This is a genomic window from Cognatishimia maritima (genome assembly GCF_900129685.1).
GTDB lineage: Bacteria > Pseudomonadota > Alphaproteobacteria > Rhodobacterales > Rhodobacteraceae > Cognatishimia > Cognatishimia maritima.
In genome coordinates, this window is sequence record NZ_FQWM01000001.1 from 1 (window position 1) to 17,909 (window position 17,909).

Annotated in this window: 18 protein-coding genes and 1 tRNA gene; 9 read left to right on the top strand and 10 right to left on the bottom strand. The window is 56.8% G+C overall.

The annotated features are described in order from the left end of the window. On the top strand, positions 1-363 hold a 363-nt coding region (locus tag BUA39_RS00005), incomplete at its 5' end, for a GFA family protein (protein ID WP_072789143.1). A gap of 516 nt (positions 364-879) precedes the next feature. Further along, complete coding sequence (locus BUA39_RS00010; protein ID WP_072789146.1) at positions 880-1,464, top strand: HNH endonuclease; 585 nt, start codon at positions 880-882, stop codon at positions 1,462-1,464. Between the two features lie 99 nt (positions 1,465-1,563). Here BUA39_RS00010 and BUA39_RS00015 read toward each other — a convergent pair whose 3' ends face one another. From BUA39_RS00015 to rocF, 3 genes are read right to left on the bottom strand one after another with little or no spacing between them, the layout of a single operon-like run. Then, entirely contained in the window at positions 1,564-2,616 is a 1,053-nt protein-coding gene (locus BUA39_RS00015; protein ID WP_072789149.1) for an ornithine cyclodeaminase, read from the bottom strand. Positions 2,617-2,627: 11 nt separating this feature from the next. After that, the gene (gene ctlX / locus BUA39_RS00020) at positions 2,628-3,548 is read right to left on the bottom strand and encodes a citrulline utilization hydrolase CtlX (protein WP_072789152.1); all 921 of its coding nucleotides are present in this window, start codon (positions 3,546-3,548) and stop codon (positions 2,628-2,630) included. Continuing rightward, entirely contained in the window at positions 3,545-4,471 is a 927-nt protein-coding gene (rocF, locus tag BUA39_RS00025) for an arginase (protein WP_072789154.1), read from the bottom strand. Before rocF ends, ctlX begins: the two co-directional genes overlap by 4 nt. Before the next feature lie 129 nt (positions 4,472-4,600). On the opposite strand from rocF, the gene BUA39_RS00030 reads away from it, so the two are divergent. Then, positions 4,601-5,026, top strand: coding sequence for an Lrp/AsnC family transcriptional regulator (locus tag BUA39_RS00030; protein ID WP_072791601.1), 426 nt, complete (start codon positions 4,601-4,603; stop codon positions 5,024-5,026). Between the two features lie 11 nt (positions 5,027-5,037). Here BUA39_RS00030 and BUA39_RS00035 read toward each other — a convergent pair whose 3' ends face one another. Further along, positions 5,038-5,508: a disulfide bond formation protein B gene (locus tag BUA39_RS00035; protein ID WP_341349509.1), complete on the bottom strand. Its 471-nt coding sequence runs from the start codon at positions 5,506-5,508 to the stop codon at positions 5,038-5,040. Continuing rightward, complete coding sequence (locus BUA39_RS00040) at positions 5,508-6,086, bottom strand: YqaA family protein (protein WP_072789157.1); 579 nt, start codon at positions 6,084-6,086, stop codon at positions 5,508-5,510. Before BUA39_RS00040 ends, BUA39_RS00035 begins: the two co-directional genes overlap by 1 nt. 469 nt (positions 6,087-6,555) lie before the next feature. Here BUA39_RS00040 and BUA39_RS00045 point away from each other — a divergent pair. Continuing rightward, positions 6,556-6,641, top strand: a tRNA-Leu gene (locus tag BUA39_RS00045). Between the two features lie 39 nt (positions 6,642-6,680). On the opposite strand, the gene BUA39_RS00050 is transcribed toward BUA39_RS00045, so the two are convergent. Next, the gene (locus BUA39_RS00050; protein WP_110721795.1) at positions 6,681-9,212 is read right to left on the bottom strand and encodes a Hint domain-containing protein; all 2,532 of its coding nucleotides are present in this window, start codon (positions 9,210-9,212) and stop codon (positions 6,681-6,683) included. 274 nt (positions 9,213-9,486) lie between these two features. On the opposite strand from BUA39_RS00050, the gene BUA39_RS00055 reads away from it, so the two are divergent. Beyond that, on the top strand, positions 9,487-10,293 hold the full coding sequence (locus BUA39_RS00055) for a Hint domain-containing protein (protein ID WP_072789163.1): 807 nt from the start codon (positions 9,487-9,489) through the stop codon (positions 10,291-10,293). A gap of 6 nt (positions 10,294-10,299) precedes the next feature. On the opposite strand, the gene BUA39_RS00060 is transcribed toward BUA39_RS00055, so the two are convergent. Beyond that, a complete protein-coding gene (locus tag BUA39_RS00060; protein WP_072789166.1) occupies positions 10,300-11,622 on the bottom strand; it encodes an HlyC/CorC family transporter in 1,323 nt (440 codons plus the stop codon). 69 nt (positions 11,623-11,691) lie between these two features. Here BUA39_RS00060 and BUA39_RS00065 point away from each other — a divergent pair, with 69 nt between their 5' ends. Then, positions 11,692-12,495, top strand: coding sequence for a metallophosphoesterase family protein (locus BUA39_RS00065; protein WP_072789167.1), 804 nt, complete (start codon positions 11,692-11,694; stop codon positions 12,493-12,495). A gap of 3 nt (positions 12,496-12,498) precedes the next feature. On the opposite strand, the gene BUA39_RS00070 is transcribed toward BUA39_RS00065, so the two are convergent. The 3 genes from BUA39_RS00070 to BUA39_RS16720 are packed head-to-tail and all read right to left on the bottom strand — an operon-like array spanning position 12,499 to position 15,087. Beyond that, positions 12,499-13,425, bottom strand: a complete 927-nt coding sequence (locus tag BUA39_RS00070) for a tyrosine recombinase (protein WP_072789171.1) — start codon at positions 13,423-13,425, stop codon at positions 12,499-12,501. Beyond that, on the bottom strand, positions 13,425-14,948 hold the full coding sequence (locus BUA39_RS00075; RefSeq protein WP_072789173.1) for a hypothetical protein: 1,524 nt from the start codon (positions 14,946-14,948) through the stop codon (positions 13,425-13,427). Before BUA39_RS00075 ends, BUA39_RS00070 begins: the two co-directional genes overlap by 1 nt. Continuing rightward, positions 14,938-15,087, bottom strand: a complete 150-nt coding sequence (locus tag BUA39_RS16720) for a hypothetical protein (protein ID WP_165610466.1) — start codon at positions 15,085-15,087, stop codon at positions 14,938-14,940. The genes BUA39_RS00075 and BUA39_RS16720 overlap by 11 nt, the downstream gene beginning before the upstream one ends. 135 nt (positions 15,088-15,222) lie before the next feature. Here BUA39_RS16720 and BUA39_RS00080 point away from each other — a divergent pair, with 135 nt between their 5' ends. The 3 genes from BUA39_RS00080 (at position 15,223) to BUA39_RS00090 (ending at position 17,909) form a co-directional block, all read left to right on the top strand. Continuing rightward, positions 15,223-15,759: a shikimate kinase gene (locus BUA39_RS00080; RefSeq protein ID WP_242648514.1), complete on the top strand. Its 537-nt coding sequence runs from the start codon at positions 15,223-15,225 to the stop codon at positions 15,757-15,759. Between the two features lie 2 nt (positions 15,760-15,761). Next, complete coding sequence (aroB, locus tag BUA39_RS00085) at positions 15,762-16,865, top strand: 3-dehydroquinate synthase (protein WP_072789177.1); 1,104 nt, start codon at positions 15,762-15,764, stop codon at positions 16,863-16,865. Positions 16,866-16,967: 102 nt separating this feature from the next. Beyond that, positions 16,968-17,909, top strand: coding sequence for a DMT family transporter (locus BUA39_RS00090; RefSeq protein WP_165610467.1), 942 nt, complete (start codon positions 16,968-16,970; stop codon positions 17,907-17,909).

A 17,909-nucleotide genomic window follows, 5' to 3' on the forward strand; every position in this document is an offset into this window, starting at 1 on the left:
GAAGGAATGGGATATTGCCACTGTGAAAGCTGCCGCTCCTGGTCGGCGTCTCCTGTGAACGGCTTTACGCTCTGGGATCCTCAAAACCTAGAGATCACGGAAGGCGAAGGCCATGTTGGCGAGTACCACAAGACTGAAAACAGCCATCGTAAATTCTGCACGAAATGTGGCGGGCACCTCATGACTGATCATCCGGGAATGGGTTTGGTGGACGTCTTTTCGGCAATGCTCCCAGAACTTGAATTCAAGCCCGGATTACATGTCCACTATGGCGAAAAAGCCCTGTCCGTTCCCGATGGTCTGCCGAAATTTGCCGACCTGCCAAAGGAGCTTGGTGGCTCGGGTGCGCAGCTTGCAGAATGAAACCAATCTGTCTTCAGGGCCGAAGGTTACTGGCAGCGCTTAAACCGAACTGCTTACCGCCAAGATCGACCGCTCGTTGTGCTTGCAGCGGGCGGCTGTTTTCCGCGTTCCCCTTCAGAGCAGCGTGAAGTGATGCACATATTGCCGACATCGGAGCGCATGCAACGAATGCTCACTTCGTCCGCATAATCGATATCAGATTCCATTTTATGGAACCCCTAAGTCTCCACAAATCGTTTGCGCACGAAATCAGCTTGCCACTTCCACGGCCAGAAGTTCACGTTATTCATTCATCTTCTCCCCATCCATCCCACCTCTGCCCAAAAAACAACCATCCACAGTGTAATGTGGATAACTGTCACGCTAACGTTACGGAATCAGCCTAGCCGTTTGTCAAATGCATATATCATGGGGCTTGTCAGAAACTTGCCGCGATATATAGTAGAGATAGAGCAGGGCGGGACGTCCCGCCCGAATGCTGGAAAATCAGGCAGTTGGGCGGAGGGTGAGTCCCAAATGGACGGCGATTTCAGGACAGAGTTTGTGCATCAACCCGGCGGGTTGAAACAGCACCCGGCCTTGGTGCTCAATGCGGATTATCGACCTTTGTCGTACTACCCGCTGTCGCTTTGGCCTTGGCAGGATGCGATCAAGGCGGTCTACATGGACCGGGTTGATATCGTCGCGGAATATGACACCTATGTGCACAGTCCGAGTATCGAGATCAAAATCCCCTCTGTTGTTGTCCTCAGAGATTACGTCAAACCAGTAAAGCGCGTGGCCTTCACGCGCTTTAATCTTTTTTTGCGGGACGAATTTTGTTGCCAATACTGCGGGTCGCGCGGCGATCTGACCTTTGACCACGTGGTGCCGCGTGCGGCGGGCGGGGTGACAAGCTGGGAAAATGTGGTGGCGGCCTGTAGCCCGTGCAATTTGAAAAAAGGTTCCAAAAGCTTGCAGCGCGCCAATATGCATCTGCGCAAACCCCCACGTCAGCCACGCGCAGAGGAATTGCGGAACATGGGCCGGAAATTCCCGCCGAATTTCCTGCACGAAAGCTGGGTCGACTTCTTGTATTGGGACGCGGAACTCGACGCTTAAGATTACTCAAAGGGCTGACCCTGACCGCGGGTGGGGGTGAAGCCCCCGCCCATGGGGGCGGTCGGGGGCTGCCCGACCTATTGGTCGGGCAAAAGGCCTTTAAGCCGCTACTTTGGATCTTTGCAGCATCCCAAACAGATCACGCGGATCATCCGGGTCGGCCAGCATGTCCAGCATATCGGCGAACTCGGTGCCTTTCACACGATCCCGCACATAGCGCAGGGCCGAGAAATCCTCGATCGCAAAGCCAACGCCGTCAAACAGTGTGATCTGCTTGTCATCCCGACGCCCGGTTTTGGCACCAGTGATGACCTCCCACAGTTCGGTGACAGGGAAATCCTCCGCCATCTGCTGAATTTCACCTTCGATGCGGGTTTGTTCCGGGAATTCGACAAACACATCCGCGCGTTCGAGAATACCCGCCGCCAATTCGGTTTTGCCGGGGCAATCCCCACCAATCGCGTTGATGTGCACACCTGCGCCAACCATATTGTCCGACAGGATCGTGGCGTTTTTCTTATCCGCCGTGCAGGTCGTCAGGATCTGCGCGCCATGCATTGCTTCTTCGGGGGTTGCGCATTTCACAACCGACACGCCCATGCCCGCAAGGTTGCGCGCGCATTTCTCCGTCGCGGCCTTATCGGTGTCGTAAAGACGCACTTCGGTAATGCCAACAATCGCCTTCATCGCCAAAGTTTGGAATTCCGACTGCGCGCCATTGCCGATCATCGCCATGGTCGTGGCCCCCTTTGGCGCAAGGTATTTCGCCGCCATGGCAGAGGTCGCCGCCGTCCGCAGCGCGGTCAGCAGGGTCATCTCGGTCAGCAGCACCGGATAGCCGGTGTAAACATCCGCCAACAGGCCAAAGGCCGTCACGGTTTGCAGCCCCTCAGAGGTGTTCTTTGGGTGGCCGTTCACATACTTAAACCCGTAGGCCTCACCATCAGAGGTTGGCATCAGTTCAATCACGCCAACGTCAGAGTGGCTCGCCACACGCGGGGTTTTGTCAAACAGCTCCCAGCGTTTGAAATCATCTTCGATGTATCCGGCGATCTCTATCAGCATTTGTTCAATGCCGATGTGATGCACAAGCCGCATCATATTGTCGACGCTCACAAAAGGGACGAGGGCTTTGTCAGAAGGTTGGGTCATAGTGGGCTCCTTCAGGCGGTTCGGCGGGTGAGGTGGATGCCTGCAATCATGCAGCGCACGGACCCGCCGGCAGTTTCAATGGTGGGAACAGAAAGCGGCAGCGGTTCTGCCGATTTTTCGATGATGGCCAGTTGATCCGGGCGCAGAGATTTCAGCGCGCGGGTCGAAAGGGCCAAGCGGCGCTTGTGGCCGGTCAGTTCGATGGCATTGCCCGCGAATTCACCGATTTGGTCATGGGTCAGGTCGACAACTTCACAGCCGGATTCCTCCAAACGATTGGCAACCGTACGGCGGCGTTCGGCATCCACGATCATATCCAGACAGACCAGCGCATAGTCGGTGCCAATGCCCATCAGCACGTTGGTGTGATAGACATCGCGCCCCTGGGCGTCTTTGGCCTCAAAGGCAATCGGTTCAAAGTTGAAATGGGTGCAGAACCGCTCCAATATCACGGGGTCTGCGCGGTTTGATTTCACGGTGTAGGCAATGCGCCCCATGTGATCCAGAACCATCGCGCCAGTGCCTTCCAGCGCCAGATCGTCGGCTTCCAGACCGGAATAATCAATCACATCCTGCACACGGTATTCGGCTTTCAGCATCTCGATCACGTCATACCGGCGTTCCAAGCGGCGGTTCTTGGCAAACATCGGATAGATCGCCACATGGCCGCCGGCATGGGTCGAGAACCAGTTGTTGGGGAAAACGCTGTCGGGTGTTTCAGTCCCCATGTCGTCAAACACATGCACGCGCACGCCTGCCTCGCGCAGATCGGCAACCGCTTGATCAAACTCGGCCAGCGCCGCCTCTGATGTGGCCGCGGCCTCGCGATTGCTCAGCGTCTGAAACGCGTTGTCATCTCGCGTCTCGGGGTTTGAACAGAAATGGTGTGGACGGATCATCACCACAGATTGTGGTGCTTGGATCGACTTCATAGGTGGCTCCGTGTTGGGCGATCAAAGATTTTGCGACCCAGAGAGGAGGCCGCGAGGTCGACCATCAAAGTCGCCGTGCGCCCGCGCTCATCCAGGAAAGGGTTCAACTCGACAAGGTCCAGAGAGGTCATCAACCCGCTGTCATGCAGCATCTCCATAACCAGATGCGCCTCGCGCACCGTGGCACCACCGGGCACCGTTGTGCCTACGGCTGGCGCGACGCTGGGGTCTAGGAAATCGACATCCAGCGACACATGTAGCAGGCCGTTTGCTTCAGCAACACGCTTCAGGAAGGCCGCTAAGGGTTTCGCGATGCCGCTTTCGTCGATTTCCCGCATGTCGTGACGGTGGATTTGGCTGGCCATCAATGCTTCGCGTTCGGCGGTATCGACCGACCGCAGCCCGATGATGCAAACGTTTTCTTGCGGAATTGGCTGTTTGACCTTCGGAAAGCCCTCAAACCCTTCGCGCCCGGTGAAATAGGCCAACGGCGTGCCGTGCAAATTGCCGGAGTCGGTTGAGGTCGGTGTGTGGTAATCACTATGTGCATCCAGCCAAAGCACAAACTGAGGCCGGTTTTGTGCGTTAGCGTAGCGCGCGACTCCGGTCACCGTCCCAGCAGCCAAGCTGTGGTCACCGCCCAGAAAGATTGGCAGGCCCTTTTGCATTGCGGCTTCGGCCGCATCGGCCAGCGCTTCGGTCCAAGCGATGGTTTCGGACCAATAGTGGATTTTCGCATCCGGCGCGGTCAGGGACTTTTCTGCTCGGGTGACATCGCCTTGATCAATGACCCTATGCCCCAGCTCTTCAAGGCTTTCGACAAGTCCAGCGGTGCGGTAGGCATCCGGCCCCATCAGGCAGCCCCGTCGTTGCTTGCCGGAATCCACCGGCGCCCCAATAAGTATGCATGTCTGTTGTGTCATATCCCGCTCCGGCTGTTCCCATGGTCAGAGTGCTAAGACATGTCTACCAGCCAAAATGGGTTGCATTTTAGCCCTCAAATCGCGCATAACGGACCCAATTTGATCAAAACGGAAGTGTTTTATTCCACTATGGATAGTATGGATCGCAAATTGATTTCAGCCCTGCGGCATGACTCGCGCGCATCTTTATCTGACCTTGCAGCGGCGCTTGGTGTCTCGCGCACGACGGTACGCGGCAGACTGGAACGGCTGAAAGAACGCGGCGACATTGTCGGCTTTAGTGTTGTCCTGAAGGAAGACATTCAAACCGACCCAATCCGGGGCCTGATGCTGATTGGCATCGAAGGACATGGCGCAGAACGTATTATCCGTCAGCTGCGCGGCATGCCGAATGTGAAAACCATCCATTCTACAAATGGTCGGTGGGATTTGATTGTGGAACTGGGCACCGACACATTGGCAGAATTTGACGACGTGTTGGGCCAAATCAGGCGTCTACAGGGGGTCGCAACCAGCGAAACCAACCTGCTGCTGGCGACACGAAAGACCGGCTAGGAATTTCCGGGTCAGTCTTTTTTCAGCGCAACCCAAAGCCATCCCGCGGCGAATGCCAGCGAGGCTAGAGCGTTCAGATTGGCCATGGTAAAGCCAAGCATTTGCCAAGGGATCTCATCACAGCGCACCAGCGGAGCATTCATGATCTGGTTAAACAACTCATCCGTATTCAGCCCGCCGATAGAAGAGGACGTGCAGGATGTCGGCCCTTCCCACAGTTTGCGTTCAACGCCGGAATGGAAGATGCCGATACCTGCTGTCGTCAGCATTGCTACCACGCCAAGCCACGCCAAGGCGCGTGCTTTCAGGGCCAGTGCCAGCCCGCCAATCAAAATGGCCGCGAAATGCGGGTAACGTTGCCAGTAGCACATTTTACACGGTGCATAGCCGCCGATGTACTGAAACCCCCATGCGGCCAAGATCATGCCTAGGGAGGCAAGTGTCAGCAGCAGTGTTGCGCGTTGCCGAGTCATTTCAGACATCACAGAAACCTCACAGCCAAAAAGCCGCCAAAGAGGATGGCGAGAAAGAGGGTGAACATCAACCCAAGCCGTTTTTCGATGAAGTTTCGGATCGGGCTGCCGAACTTCCAAAGCAATGCGGCGACGATAAAGAACCGCAGCCCACGGGCCAGAATGGAGGTCGCAACAAAGGTTGCAATCGGCATGCCCGTCCAGCCCGACATGATCGTGATGACTTTATATGGGAACGGTGTAATGCCCGCGCCCAGCACGGCCCAGAATCCGAAGTCATTAAAGCGGGTGTTGAACTCGGCCATGGCGTCGCCTTTACCCAGACTTTCCAAAATGGGCTGACCAAGTTGCTCAAAAGCAAAGGCCCCGATGGCATAGCCCAGCACACCACCTGCAACAGACGATACCATCGCAACCAGCGCGATCAGCCACGCGCGGTGTGGGGCGGCAAGGATCATTGGGATCATCATAATGTCGGGCGGAATGGGAAAGACAGAGCTTTCGACAAAGCTAACAAGCGCCAGCGCCCAAAGCGCCTGCGGGTGATCCGCAAGGCGCATGGTCCAGTCATAAAGTCGTTTCAGCATAGCCACCTCAACATCGCCGGTGTCTGCCTGCGGTAGTTCGAATTGGAGTGCAAGAGAAAACTCGATCTTTTGGCAGAACTGCGCCGATTTGGAGCGCAAAGAGCAGTATTAGATTAAGTAGAGGTCTAAACAATTTAAAAACAATAAGTTGCGAGGTATTTATGGGCAATACTGAGATAAAGTGTACATTATATATTTGCCGTTACAATTTGAAATAATTCAATTTTCTTGTAATGACTCTGTCAATTGCGTGTTACAGTTAAAGTGCGACGTTAGCCGTTGTAAAATATCTTAATATCCAGTTATCCCTAGATCGAATGTGGATAACCTGTGTAAGCGCGTCGTCATGCAGTGGGAATGCAAAGGCACGCCGTCGGTGGGTCTGCGAAAATCTTTTTTCGCAATTTTTCAAATTTTGCTGTTTTGCCTCTGGACGCCAATTCCCGGCTTCGCTATTTCAGCCGAACGTGCCCAAGTGGCGGAATGGTAGACGCAGGGGATTCAAAATCCCCCGTCCTAGCGGACGTGCCGGTTCGAGTCCGGCCTTGGGTACCATCAAAAAGAGCGGCCTTGGCCGCTCTTTTTTGTTTTGGGTCATTTCAGAAAGAGTTTGGCTTCTTGTCGCGTCGCAATCCTGCGGGCCGTGGGGAAGGCTTGGTCCGGGTGGCTGCGTAACTCTGGGAAGAGGGCGAAAATCTCTTCTTGCTGCGCCGTATCCATACCCGCCAATGCCTGCTGTCCTGGCCGGAAGCTTTCAGTCCAAATGCCGTCGGATTGCACAATTTCATGCTGGTCAAACATGATGTGCACATAGCTGACTGTTGTTGCGGCATCCCGAGAAATACCTTCGCGACCAACAAGGTGCTTGGCTGCGACCAAAACCTCTGCTTCACCAAAAAGCAGGTCCGCGCGCGGGTCGGTAATCATCAATCTGTGGTTTGGGCTAAGTCGCATGTCTTGCGCGGGGCAACCTTGACCGAGCGAGCCTTTGCGGATGCAAATCGCGCGCCAATGGGGGGCTTGCTGCAACTCCAAGGACGTCACATCGCGACGGCCGATCCAGCGGATCGGGCGGAGGCCGTGATCGCGGGTTTTGATCTGGTCGCCAACTTTCAGGGCCTCAACCGCGCGCGGGCCGTCTATGGTTTCGATCAGCGTGCCGGGGGTAAAACAGGGTACGATGGTTTCAATGCCACTGAAATGGGCGGTGCCGGTCACATTGCCGCTGCCATCCAGAAACTGGATTTGTCCAGAGGTCGGATCGGCACCATTGTAGGTGACCGAATAGGGGCCGGCACCCTCCATATTGATCGTGTCCGTGCCATCGCCACCGACAACCGTGTCGCCAGCACCGATGTCGTGGAACTGATCATTTCCGGCACCGCCTTCCATGCTGTCACTGCCGGTGCCCGCATAGAAGACGTCATTGCCGTCTTCGCCGTAAAGGACATTGTCCCCCGATCCGGCGATCAGTGTGTCATCTCCGGTCGCTGCAAAGATCGTGTCATTGCCTGAACCTGCTTCGACAATATCATTACCTGCGCCGGAAAAAACGAGGTCATTGCCGCCCATGGCAAGGATATGATCATCGTCGCCGCTTGCACCGGGGAGGGCTGCGTCGTCGTCATCAATCACGTCCCCATCCGCATCCGTATAGCCTGCGGTCATCACATCATCGCTGTCCGTGCCAGTGATATAGCCATCCGGTGCGGCAGGGATGCCGATCGCCTCGAGCACGGCGGGGTCAGACAGGTCGTCGGCGCTGACGCCAACCAAGGTCAGGCTTTCACCGCCGGGGAAGGTCAGGACAGCATTTCCATCGGCGTCTTCGCTGATGGTTACATCTCGTGTTGTGACGGGTGTACTGCCGTAGTCCGAGGTCATGCCAGAAACATCGAGCATGTCTTGGGCCGTGAAGCTGCCGTCGCCATTGTCAATCGGCAGAGCAAAGTCGATCACGCTATCGCTGCCGGATCCATCGGCCAAAAGCAGCGTGTCCTGCCCAGAGGAGAGCACTATGTTTTCGATGGCATCATACGTAAGCGTATCGGTGCCATCCGTGAGGCTGCCAACGCCTTTGGCCCCGCCGGAAAGGTCGATGGCCAGGTCGCTGGTGACTGCGCTGAGGTCCAGCGTGTCGCCGTCGACTTCGTCTTGGTTTTCGGCGGCGATGGTGTCATTGCCAAAGCCGTCTTCGATGATGAAACGGTCATCGCCATAGCCGCCCCAAAGGTAATCATCGCCGTCGCCGTGACCGCCGGAATAAATCGTGTCGTTGCCATAGCTGCCGCGCAGGAAATCGTTGCCGGTGCCGCCATGCAAAACGTCATCACCCAGATCGCCGTTCACGCTGTCATCGCCTTCACCGCCGATGAACGTATCATTGCCTGCGCCGAGTTCGGCAATGTCATTGCCGTCTCCGCCAGACACATGGTCGTCGCCATCGCCCGTATAAATCGAGTCATCGCCCGCGCCAGCCTCGACCACATCGTCGCCGTCGCTGACCATGTCGCCCTCGGGATCATCGGTGTAATATTGATCGATCTTATCCGCAGCTCCGCCGCCTTCCACAATGCCATCGGGCGCCGCGTCAAAGGTGATATCGGAAATGCCAAGTGCGCCGGTTTGCGCGGCGTCTTCTCCGGGTTCAAAGATGATTTCGAGCGAGAGGATCGGACCAGCAATAGTGGCGGTCACGCTGTCCTCTGCACCGCTGGTGTTGGTGCCGGTGTCGCTGATGCCTTCTGCATCAATCGTATTGCCACTTGTGGTGTGCGAAATTGCCAGATCTGAATAAGAGACCGGGAAGACATTGCCCTCGGCATCGGTTGCAAGGATGGTGATCCGTTCGTCCCAATCGGTGCCATTTTGGTCAAGATCGAAGATTTCGAAGCTGACGTTTTGAACCGGTGCGTCAAAAGTCACTTCGGTGACCACCGCGGAGGTCAGATCATTGACCCAAAGGCCTTCTTCGCTGGGGCTGCCTTGATCAGAAACCGCAGCGCTTTGTGCGTCGCCGTTTGTGGTTGTGGAAATCGTGACGCCCATTGCCGCGTCACCTGAACCAACAGTGTAATTGCCGTTCTCGCTGACGGTGGACCAGTCTATTGTGTTGCTACCGGGCATGTGAATTGACCCTTGTTTTCTTTAAATAATGACAGGCTTGTATATCGCGCGCGCCTCTGCTCGGGCCTGTTGTGCCTTTGAATGGTGATGTCACTGTGAAAGCTTTGCGGCATTCTTTGGTAGATGCGGTGCAAAAATGGGGCAGCGGCTAAGCCTTTGTAAAAACGCAATGGTTTTCCTTTTTTGCCCCAATCGCGCCCTGATCCTTGGCTAGCAAATGCACAGACTGAACGCCTGCAGAAGCGGCCTCATAATACGAAGAACAAGGCTGACCATGAAATTTCGTGTGGTGAACCGTCGTATGACGAAAGCATCTGCGCAGGGCAATCAGGCTGCTGGGCAGGACAATATTTTCCATAAGGTGGCTGGGTCAAATGCGCCGGCTGCCACGGCTTCTGACGTGCGGCCAAGCTGTCCGGTAGAGATTGCGCGACCCGCTGTCTTTTTGCGGGGCAAGGCACGGGCAGAGCGGAACCGGGATGTTCGACAAGCTGCTGATACTGGCGCGATTGCTGGCATTGCGGCGCAGGCGCTGGTGATGACGCTCGACGGCCAGAAACCCGCGGGTCAATTGCGCGCGGGTGATCGCCTGCTGACGCGCGACAGCGGGTATCAACCGCTGTTGTGGCAGAAGCTGTGGCAAGGGGATGCGCAGACCCAGTGCTATCGCTTAAAAGCTACGCACAGCCAGCAAGACACGCACATTCTAGTCACAGCCGGGCAGGGTATCTTGCTGAGTGGACGCGAGGTCTTGGCGCGCTATGGCGCGGGTGAGTTCTTGGTGAAGGCCGCTGATCTGTCTGCGATGACGCGCACCGGATTTGCGGTTGACCGCACGGATCCGATGCCTTTTGTGACATTGCTCTTGGCGCAGCATGAGTTGATCAATGTCGACGGGATCTGGGTAAGTTCGTTGCTGCCGAACGCGGAGCTTCGGTCACGGTTAACCCAGCAGGAGCACGCCGCGCTGGCAGAGATTTTGCCGGCTTTTGATGAGAGCCGCCAAAACGACAACGCGCTGACTTATGCCAGCGCGCGTTCGTTTCTATCCCCTGAGGGGCAAAGCATCCGGCCTCACTAAGCGCGGTTAGCCACGCGACAACGGGCTTTCGAGTGGGCGCATTTTCAGCTTGGTGATGCGGTTGTCTTCGCGGGACACGATTTCAAATCGGAAGCCGTGAAAGGCAAAGACCTGACCGACAACCGGAATGGTCTGTGCCTCGTGGATGACCAGACCGGCAACGGTGTTGGCTTCGTCATCGGGCAGGCTCCAATCGCTGGCGCGGTTCAAATCGCGGATTGTCATCGCCCCGTCGATCAGGAATTGCCCATCTTCGCTTTGGCGAATTGGGTGGTCGGCGGCGGGGTCAAATTCATCGGTGATTTCGCCGACGATTTCTTCCAGAATATCCTCAAGCGTGATCAACCCGCGCAGGGCACCGTATTCGTCCACGACAAGCGCAAAATGGCTGCGGCGTTTGAGAAATTGCCGCATTTGGTCATCAAGCGACGTGGTGTCGGGCACAAAATATGGCGTCTTGGCGACAGCCGAGAGGTTGAACATCCCGATCTCATTTGAATCGCTGCCATCCCCAGAAGAGTGCATCTCGCGCAGCAGGTCTTTGGCGTGGATCACACCGATGATGTTTTCAGGATCATCCTTGTAGACAGGTAGGCGGGTGTAGTTGCTTTCCAGACATTGGCGCACGATGTCATCGGGCACGTCGTCGGCGTTGATCATCTCAATCCCAGAGCGGTGCAGCATGATTTCTTCGACGGTCCGGTCGCCCAGATCAAGCGCGCCAAGGATGCGGTCGCGGTCTTCTTTTTCCACGATCCCCTCGGAGTGGCCCAATTGAATGGCGCCAGCGATTTCCTCGCGCACGGCAAGGATGTGGCTATCCGGGTCGGTGCGCACACCAAAGATGCTGAGGACAATGCGCACCAAAAGGCGCACGGCAGAGACCACGGGTGCAAAAAGCGTCACGACAACCTGAATGATGCCCGCCACGCGGGAGGCGGCTGTTTCAGGAGCTGTGATGGCATATGTTTTGGGCAGGACCTCGGCAAAGATCAGAACCAGCAGGGTCATCACCAACGTCGCCAAGGCAACACCGCTTTCGCCGAACAGGCGCGTGAACAGCGCCGTCGCAAGCGAGGTCGCGAGGATGTTCACAAGGTTGTTGCCCAGAAGGACCGAGCCAATAAGGCGTTCGTTATCCTCGGTGATTTTGAGGGCGCGCATTGCGCCCTTATTGCCTTTGTCTGCTTGGCTGCGCAGTTTGCCTCTGCTGGCGGCCGTCAACGCGGTTTCGCTGCCAGAAAAGAAGGCAGAGAGCATCAGAAGGACTGCAATCGCCCCGGCGGTGATCCAGAAGGCTGTGTCCAATACCAGAATTGTGACTTCCATCAGTCAATTTATCCCTTTAACTCATTGGCGTTATGGGGCGCGACGGGCGCGCATTCAAGGAAAAGCGCGATGAAGGTTTGCGATCTGGGCCAGTTAGACACACCGCTTTTGCTGTTTGGCGGGCCGTATTCCAACCTTCACGCCAGCCGCGCCTTGCTGGATTTTGCGAAAAAGGGCGGTTTTGGGCCGGAACACGTGATCTGCACCGGCGATTTGGTGGCCTATTGCGCGGACCCTGTCGAAACCGCCACGCTGTGGCAGGATTTTGGTGGGCCGATCCTTGCAGGGAATTGCGAAAAGCAGTTGGCCGAGAATGCGATGGATTGTGGCTGCGGGTTTGAGGCGGGCACAACCTGCGATCTGCTGTCGGCAGGCTGGTTTGCCCATGCGGATCGTCTGGTCCGGACAAAGATGCGCGCTTGGTTGGGTGCGCTGCCTGATCTGATGGTGTTTCAGCACCACGGGCAACGGTTTGCCGTCGTTCATGGCGGGCTAACAGATATCAGCCGATTTTTGTGGCCGGTGTCTCCCGAGGCGGCGTTTTTGCAAGAGTTTGACGCCATCGCCGACCAGATTGGACGTGTCGACGGCGTGATCGCGGGGCATTGTGGGATTGCCTTTGAAAAGATGCTTTCAAACGGGCAACGTTGGATCAACACCGGCGCGATTGGCATGCCGCCCAATGATGGGACACCGCAAACCGCCTTTGCTGTGATGACCGCAGGGCAGGTGGCGTTTCACCGGTTGGACTATGACGCCGCATCGGCAAGCAAAGCGATGGAGGCCGTTGGCCTAACGCAGGGCTATCACCGCGCCTTGCTGAATGGGCATTGGCCGTCTGAGGATGTCTTGCCGCCCGATATGCGCCGCTAGCGGCTACTTTTTACGGAGCGGGTGGTTCTCCAGAACCAGTTCTTTCAACCGTTCATCCAGCACGTGGGTGTAAATCTCTGTCGTGGCGACATCGGCATGGCCCAGCAAAGTCTGGATCGAACGGAGATCGGCCCCATTCGCCAACAAATGTGTCGCAAAGGCATGTCGCAGAGTGTGGGGCGTGACCTTAGAGGCGTCTACGCCACCGCTGACCGCGAATTCCTTGATCAATGCATAAAAGCGGTGCCGCGTCAGGTGGCCCAGTTTGCCCCGACTTGGAAATAGAAACTTGGACCCCGATTTGCCATTTCGCAGATTGTCCTCTTCGACAGCGTCGCGAATTTTCAGCCAATCAGCAAGCGCTGTACGGGCCGAAGGGCTGAGCGGGACCATGCGTTCTTTGCCGCCCTTGCCAAGGATCAGCAGCATACGCGGATCGCCGCGTGTCGAGGAAACCGGCAGCGTTACCAGTTCCGAAACACGCATGCCTGTCGCGTAAAGCAGCTCCATCAGGCAGATGTTACGTGTGCGTTCTTGTGCGTTGCGGCCAGAGTTTCGCGCGGCATCGATCAGGCGGTCGACTTCGCTGATATCCAGCGTTTTGGGCAGGCGCTTATCAAGCCCTGGTCCCTTGATTTGAATCGCTGGGTTGGTCTCTCGCCAGCCTTCTTCAAAGGCAAAACGGAACAGTTGTTTGATGGCAGAAAGACGCCGCGCGCGGGTGGATTTTGCCAAACCCTGTGCGTCGCAATAGACCATGTAGTCTTCGACGTCTTCGCGGGCGGTTTCCGCAAAGGTTTGTTCCCGTGCATCCGTCCATTCGGCAAATCCCTTAAGGTCGCGCGCGTAGGCCAGTTGTGTGTTGTTTGAAGCGCCGAGTTCAGCAGCCTGAGCTTCGAGAAATGTGGATATCCATTGCAAATTGTTCATCAATAACCGCGATCTAAAAGTAATATTTGAAGCGCTGCCTGACGTGCGAATTCTTCAAGTCCGACGGCGCGAAATGTAGCCAAAGAATTTGTCAAAGCGCGAAGGTCACCTTCGACGCCCTGTTGAAATGATGTCATCGCCAACAAGATTACCTCACCCAATTGACCGCGTGCAAGTCTGTTTGTCCAGACTTGTGGCACGCCCGCGCCGTGAAATGCATCGGCGATGGCTTGTCGGGTCGGGTCGGCCGCGCGGCGCGGCGGGACGCCTTGTGCAAGACCCGCCAAGAAATCCTGCGGGCCTTCTTTTGCGGCGCTTTCGTAGCTGTCTGACAGCAACAGAATATCGCGTGCGGGCGTTGTCTCTCGGTCTTCCGCCGACAACAGGCCGAGCGCAGCACTGTAATAACGTGCAAAAGGAATGTCCAAGTGGGCTGTGACCATCACGTCCCAGGCTTTGGGAAGCGCTGCGGCCAGCTTTGCTGCGTCTTGCTGCGCGATGGCGGCATCGACCTTTTGCACGGCGGCGACACGATCCCAAACTGCGCCAGAGGCGGCAGGTTTGCCATCCAGATACAGCGCAAAGAGTTTGTTTTCAGGCAAGGCCCCGACACGCGCCAACCGTTCTGCGGCATCCAGCTGGCTTTTCCAGCCCATATTCGGGCGCAGGTCTGCATGGGCAAAGGCGCGTGGCAGTAGGCGGGTGGGCTGTGGCTCTCCGATGGCTTCAAACAGACGGAACTGCAGCATATCGGGCGTTGTTGCGGTGATCAGCAGCGGGTCTTCGGCAAAAAGTTCCGGATCAAGAAAGCGCAGGAGGAGTTCATCTTCGCTGGGGGTGATCAATCGGAGCGAGTTGGCCGTGTTCAGGGTGAGAACAGCCGTTTCCCATTCGCCCGCGCGGGCCAAGCAAAAGATACGGGCTGCAAACCCCGGCGAGAGGTGCGGCGCGGCGTTCAGGCGATCACAAGCGGTCTGTTCTTCGCCGATCAAAAGCGAGACATCAAACCACCGCGCAAACAAGTCGGGCCGGTCCGGGACTGCCCGCAGCAACAAAGCATTGGCCTGTTCAATCGCGCCCAGCGCCATCAGTTTGTCGACCCGCGCCAGCAGGAGCGCATCCTGACCTTCGGCGTCGCGCGGCGGGTTCGCTTCGGCCAGCAGCAGCGTGTACATCAAGGCCTGCAGCGCGGGCAGGGGCTCCTCGGGCATGTCGGCAATCAGGGTCACAAGATCACTGGCCCGGCTGTTCTGCCAGAGGGTGTTTGGCAACCCGGTGATGGTGCCCGGCAAAAGCCCAACCGCGTCACGCCCGGATGCATCAAGTTCTGACACATCGATTGCGGGTGTATCGCCGTCTTCGGCAACGGGGGATTCGGGTTCGATGTGAAGCGTGACCGTCGGGGTTTGCCCCAACCAATCAATGGCCGACAAAGGCTCATTGCCCTCGGCTTGGGACAGTGCTGGCCCCAAAAGGGCCAATGCAACACCAGCCAGACCTGTCAGATGACGCTTATTGCACATCCAATGCGACCGGTTCGCGAATCTCTTGCTGTGGGGCAGAGAAATCCACCCCAAAGATTGGCCCCAGATATGCGTAGACCGTCAGCGCAACGGTTGCGAAGATGATCAGGAAAAACAGTGCTCTGATGAGCTTGCCCATGTGCTTCCCCAGTTTTTTGCCTGTTGTTTTCCACTTTATAACTGGCCTTTTGGACAATATCACGTCATTCAATGCCAAATGGCGGATTTTGGCCGGAAAATCGGCCCGACGCCCCGAATATTTGGGCAGTTGGATATGAAACTGAAGAAAACAGTCGTCATGGTTGGGATGATGGGCGCAGGCAAAACCGCGGTTGGCCGGGCGCTGGCGGCTAAGATCGGGGTACCGTTTCTGGATTCTGATGCGGAAATCGTCAAAGCCGCCAACATGGCCATTGCCGAAATTTTTGAACGCGATGGAGAGGCTTTTTTTCGTCAGAAGGAAACGCAGGTGATCGAACGGCTGCTGGACGAGGAACGCGGCATTCTGTCGACCGGCGGCGGGGCGTTTCTGGCCGAAGCCAACCGCGATTTAATTTCCGATAAAGGCGTGGCTGTTTGGCTGGACGCCGATCTGGATCTTTTGTGGCAGCGGGTGCGCCACAAGGACACGCGCCCCTTGCTGCACACGCCCAATCCGCGTCAGACCTTGAAAGAAATCTATGAGGTTCGGGTGCCCGTCTATGCCAAGGCGGAGCTGTCGGTGAAGGCGGATGCGAAGTATTCAATCGAAGATATGGCGGACCGGGTGCTAGAGGCGCTTTTGACCCGCCCGGACGTGTTGGAGGCATGAGCATGGAAACCGTTCACGTTGGCTTGGGCGACCGCGCCTATGACATCCACATCGGTCAAGGGCTATTGGGCCGCGCCGGGGCGTTGATTGGTCAGATCAGCAACCGCAAACGCATGATGATTGTGACCGAAGAAAACGTCGCCGCCTTGCATTTGCAGACCTTGCAGGATGGTCTGGCTGCCGCCGGTATTGAAAGTGAGGCCTTGGTGTTGCCTGCGGGCGAAAGTACCAAAAGCTGGCCTTATTATGAACAGACGGTTGAATGGTTGTTGGCCCAAAAGGTCGAGCGCAAAGACCTTGTGATTGCCTTTGGTGGCGGTGTGATCGGCGACCTAACCGGCTTTGCGGCTGCCACGATGCGGCGCGGGGTGGGGTTTGTGCAAATCCCGACATCGCTGCTGGCGCAGGTCGACAGTTCCGTGGGCGGCAAAACCGGGATCAACGCACCGCAGGGCAAGAACCTGATCGGGGCGTTCCACCAGCCGTCTTTGGTGCTGGCTGATATCGACGTTCTGGGCACCATGACGTCGCGCGATTTCCTGTCTGGTTATGGCGAAGTCGTCAAATACGGGCTGCTGGGGGATGCAGCTTTTTTTGACTGGCTGGAGGAATACGGCCCCAAGCTGGCGGCGGGGGATGTGTCGGCGCGGATCGCGGCGGTGAAACGCTCTTGTGAGATGAAAGCCGATATTGTCGAGCGGGATGAAACCGAACAGGGTGACCGGGCGCTTTTGAACCTTGGTCATACCTTCTGCCATGCCCTTGAAGCGGCAACGGGATATGGCGATCGGCTATTGCATGGCGAGGGCGTGGCCATCGGCTGTGCCTTGGCGTTTGAACTGTCGTCGCGTTTGGGGATTTGCAGCCAAGAAGACCCCAGCCGCGTGCGCGCGCACCTGAAAGCCATGGGCATGAAGGTCGATCTGACGGATATCGACGGCGATCTGCCCTCGGCCGAGGCGCTGGTGGACCTGATGGGGCAGGACAAGAAGGTTGTTGATGGGCAACTGCGGTTTATTCTGGCGCGTGGCATTGGCGAAGCCTTTGTGACGGCGGATGTGCCGCGGGACGCAGTGGTGCAGGTGCTGAAGGATAACGTCGCCTAAGCTTTCTCTCTTGGTCGTGGTTGGAGGGCCGATTGTCGGTTGCATCGATGCATGGCACAGCCGAATGTGACCTTGTTGGTCCTATCCGACCGTGGAGATTGCGTGAACACTGCAGCCCTTCCTCAGAACATCTTGCGTGGTGTTATCCTAATCATCGCCACTGCGCTGTTGATTTCGATCCAGGATTTGATCTTCAAGCTCTTTAGCGGGACGCTGTCGCTTTGGCAGGTTTTTGCGCTGCGGGGGATAATAACGCTGCCGTTGCTGATGTTGATCGCTTGGCCGCGCGGTCAGTTGCGGTCAATGTTGACAGAGTCCTATTCACCTTGGGCACTCATGCGGACGTTGTTTATGACCTGCGCCTTCGTGATTTTTTATGCTGCGTTGCCATTTGTCAGCCTGTCGACCGCTGGTGCGGGGATCTACCTTGCCCCTATCTTTGTCGCGGTTTTGTCGGCGTTCGTGATCGGGGAACGGGTCAGCCCCTTGGGCTGGATCGGGGTGTTTCTTGGGTTCGCCGGGGTGGTCATTTTGCTGCGACCCGGATCGGATGCCTTTACAATCTTTGCATTGCTGCCCATCGCAAGCGCAGTGTTTTATGCTTTGGCGATCATCACAACGCGCACCCGCTGTCATGGTGTATCTGCGCAAGCGCTGGCCCTGTCGTTTAATGCATCATTGATGATCGCTGGATTTGTGGTGAGCGTCGGGTTGACCTTCTGGACGCCTCGCGCAGACCTGGTCGAGAGTTACCCGTTCATCTTTGACACCTGGTCAAGCGTCGCAGGGCGTGACTGGCTGATACTGTTGGTGTTGGCGGCTTTGGCGGGCCTCATTGGCGTGATGTTGGCCATGGCATATCAAGCTGCGCCACCCGCGACGATTGCCACGTTTGAGTACAGCTACATCGTCTTTGTGGCCCTTTGGGACATCGTCTTCTTTGGCATCGCGCCAACCGTGTTTTCGGTGACCGGAATTGTGATGATTATTGGGGCCGGGGTTCTGGTGATGCGGCGGCGGAAGACCAAGCCGAGCGTCGGGTGA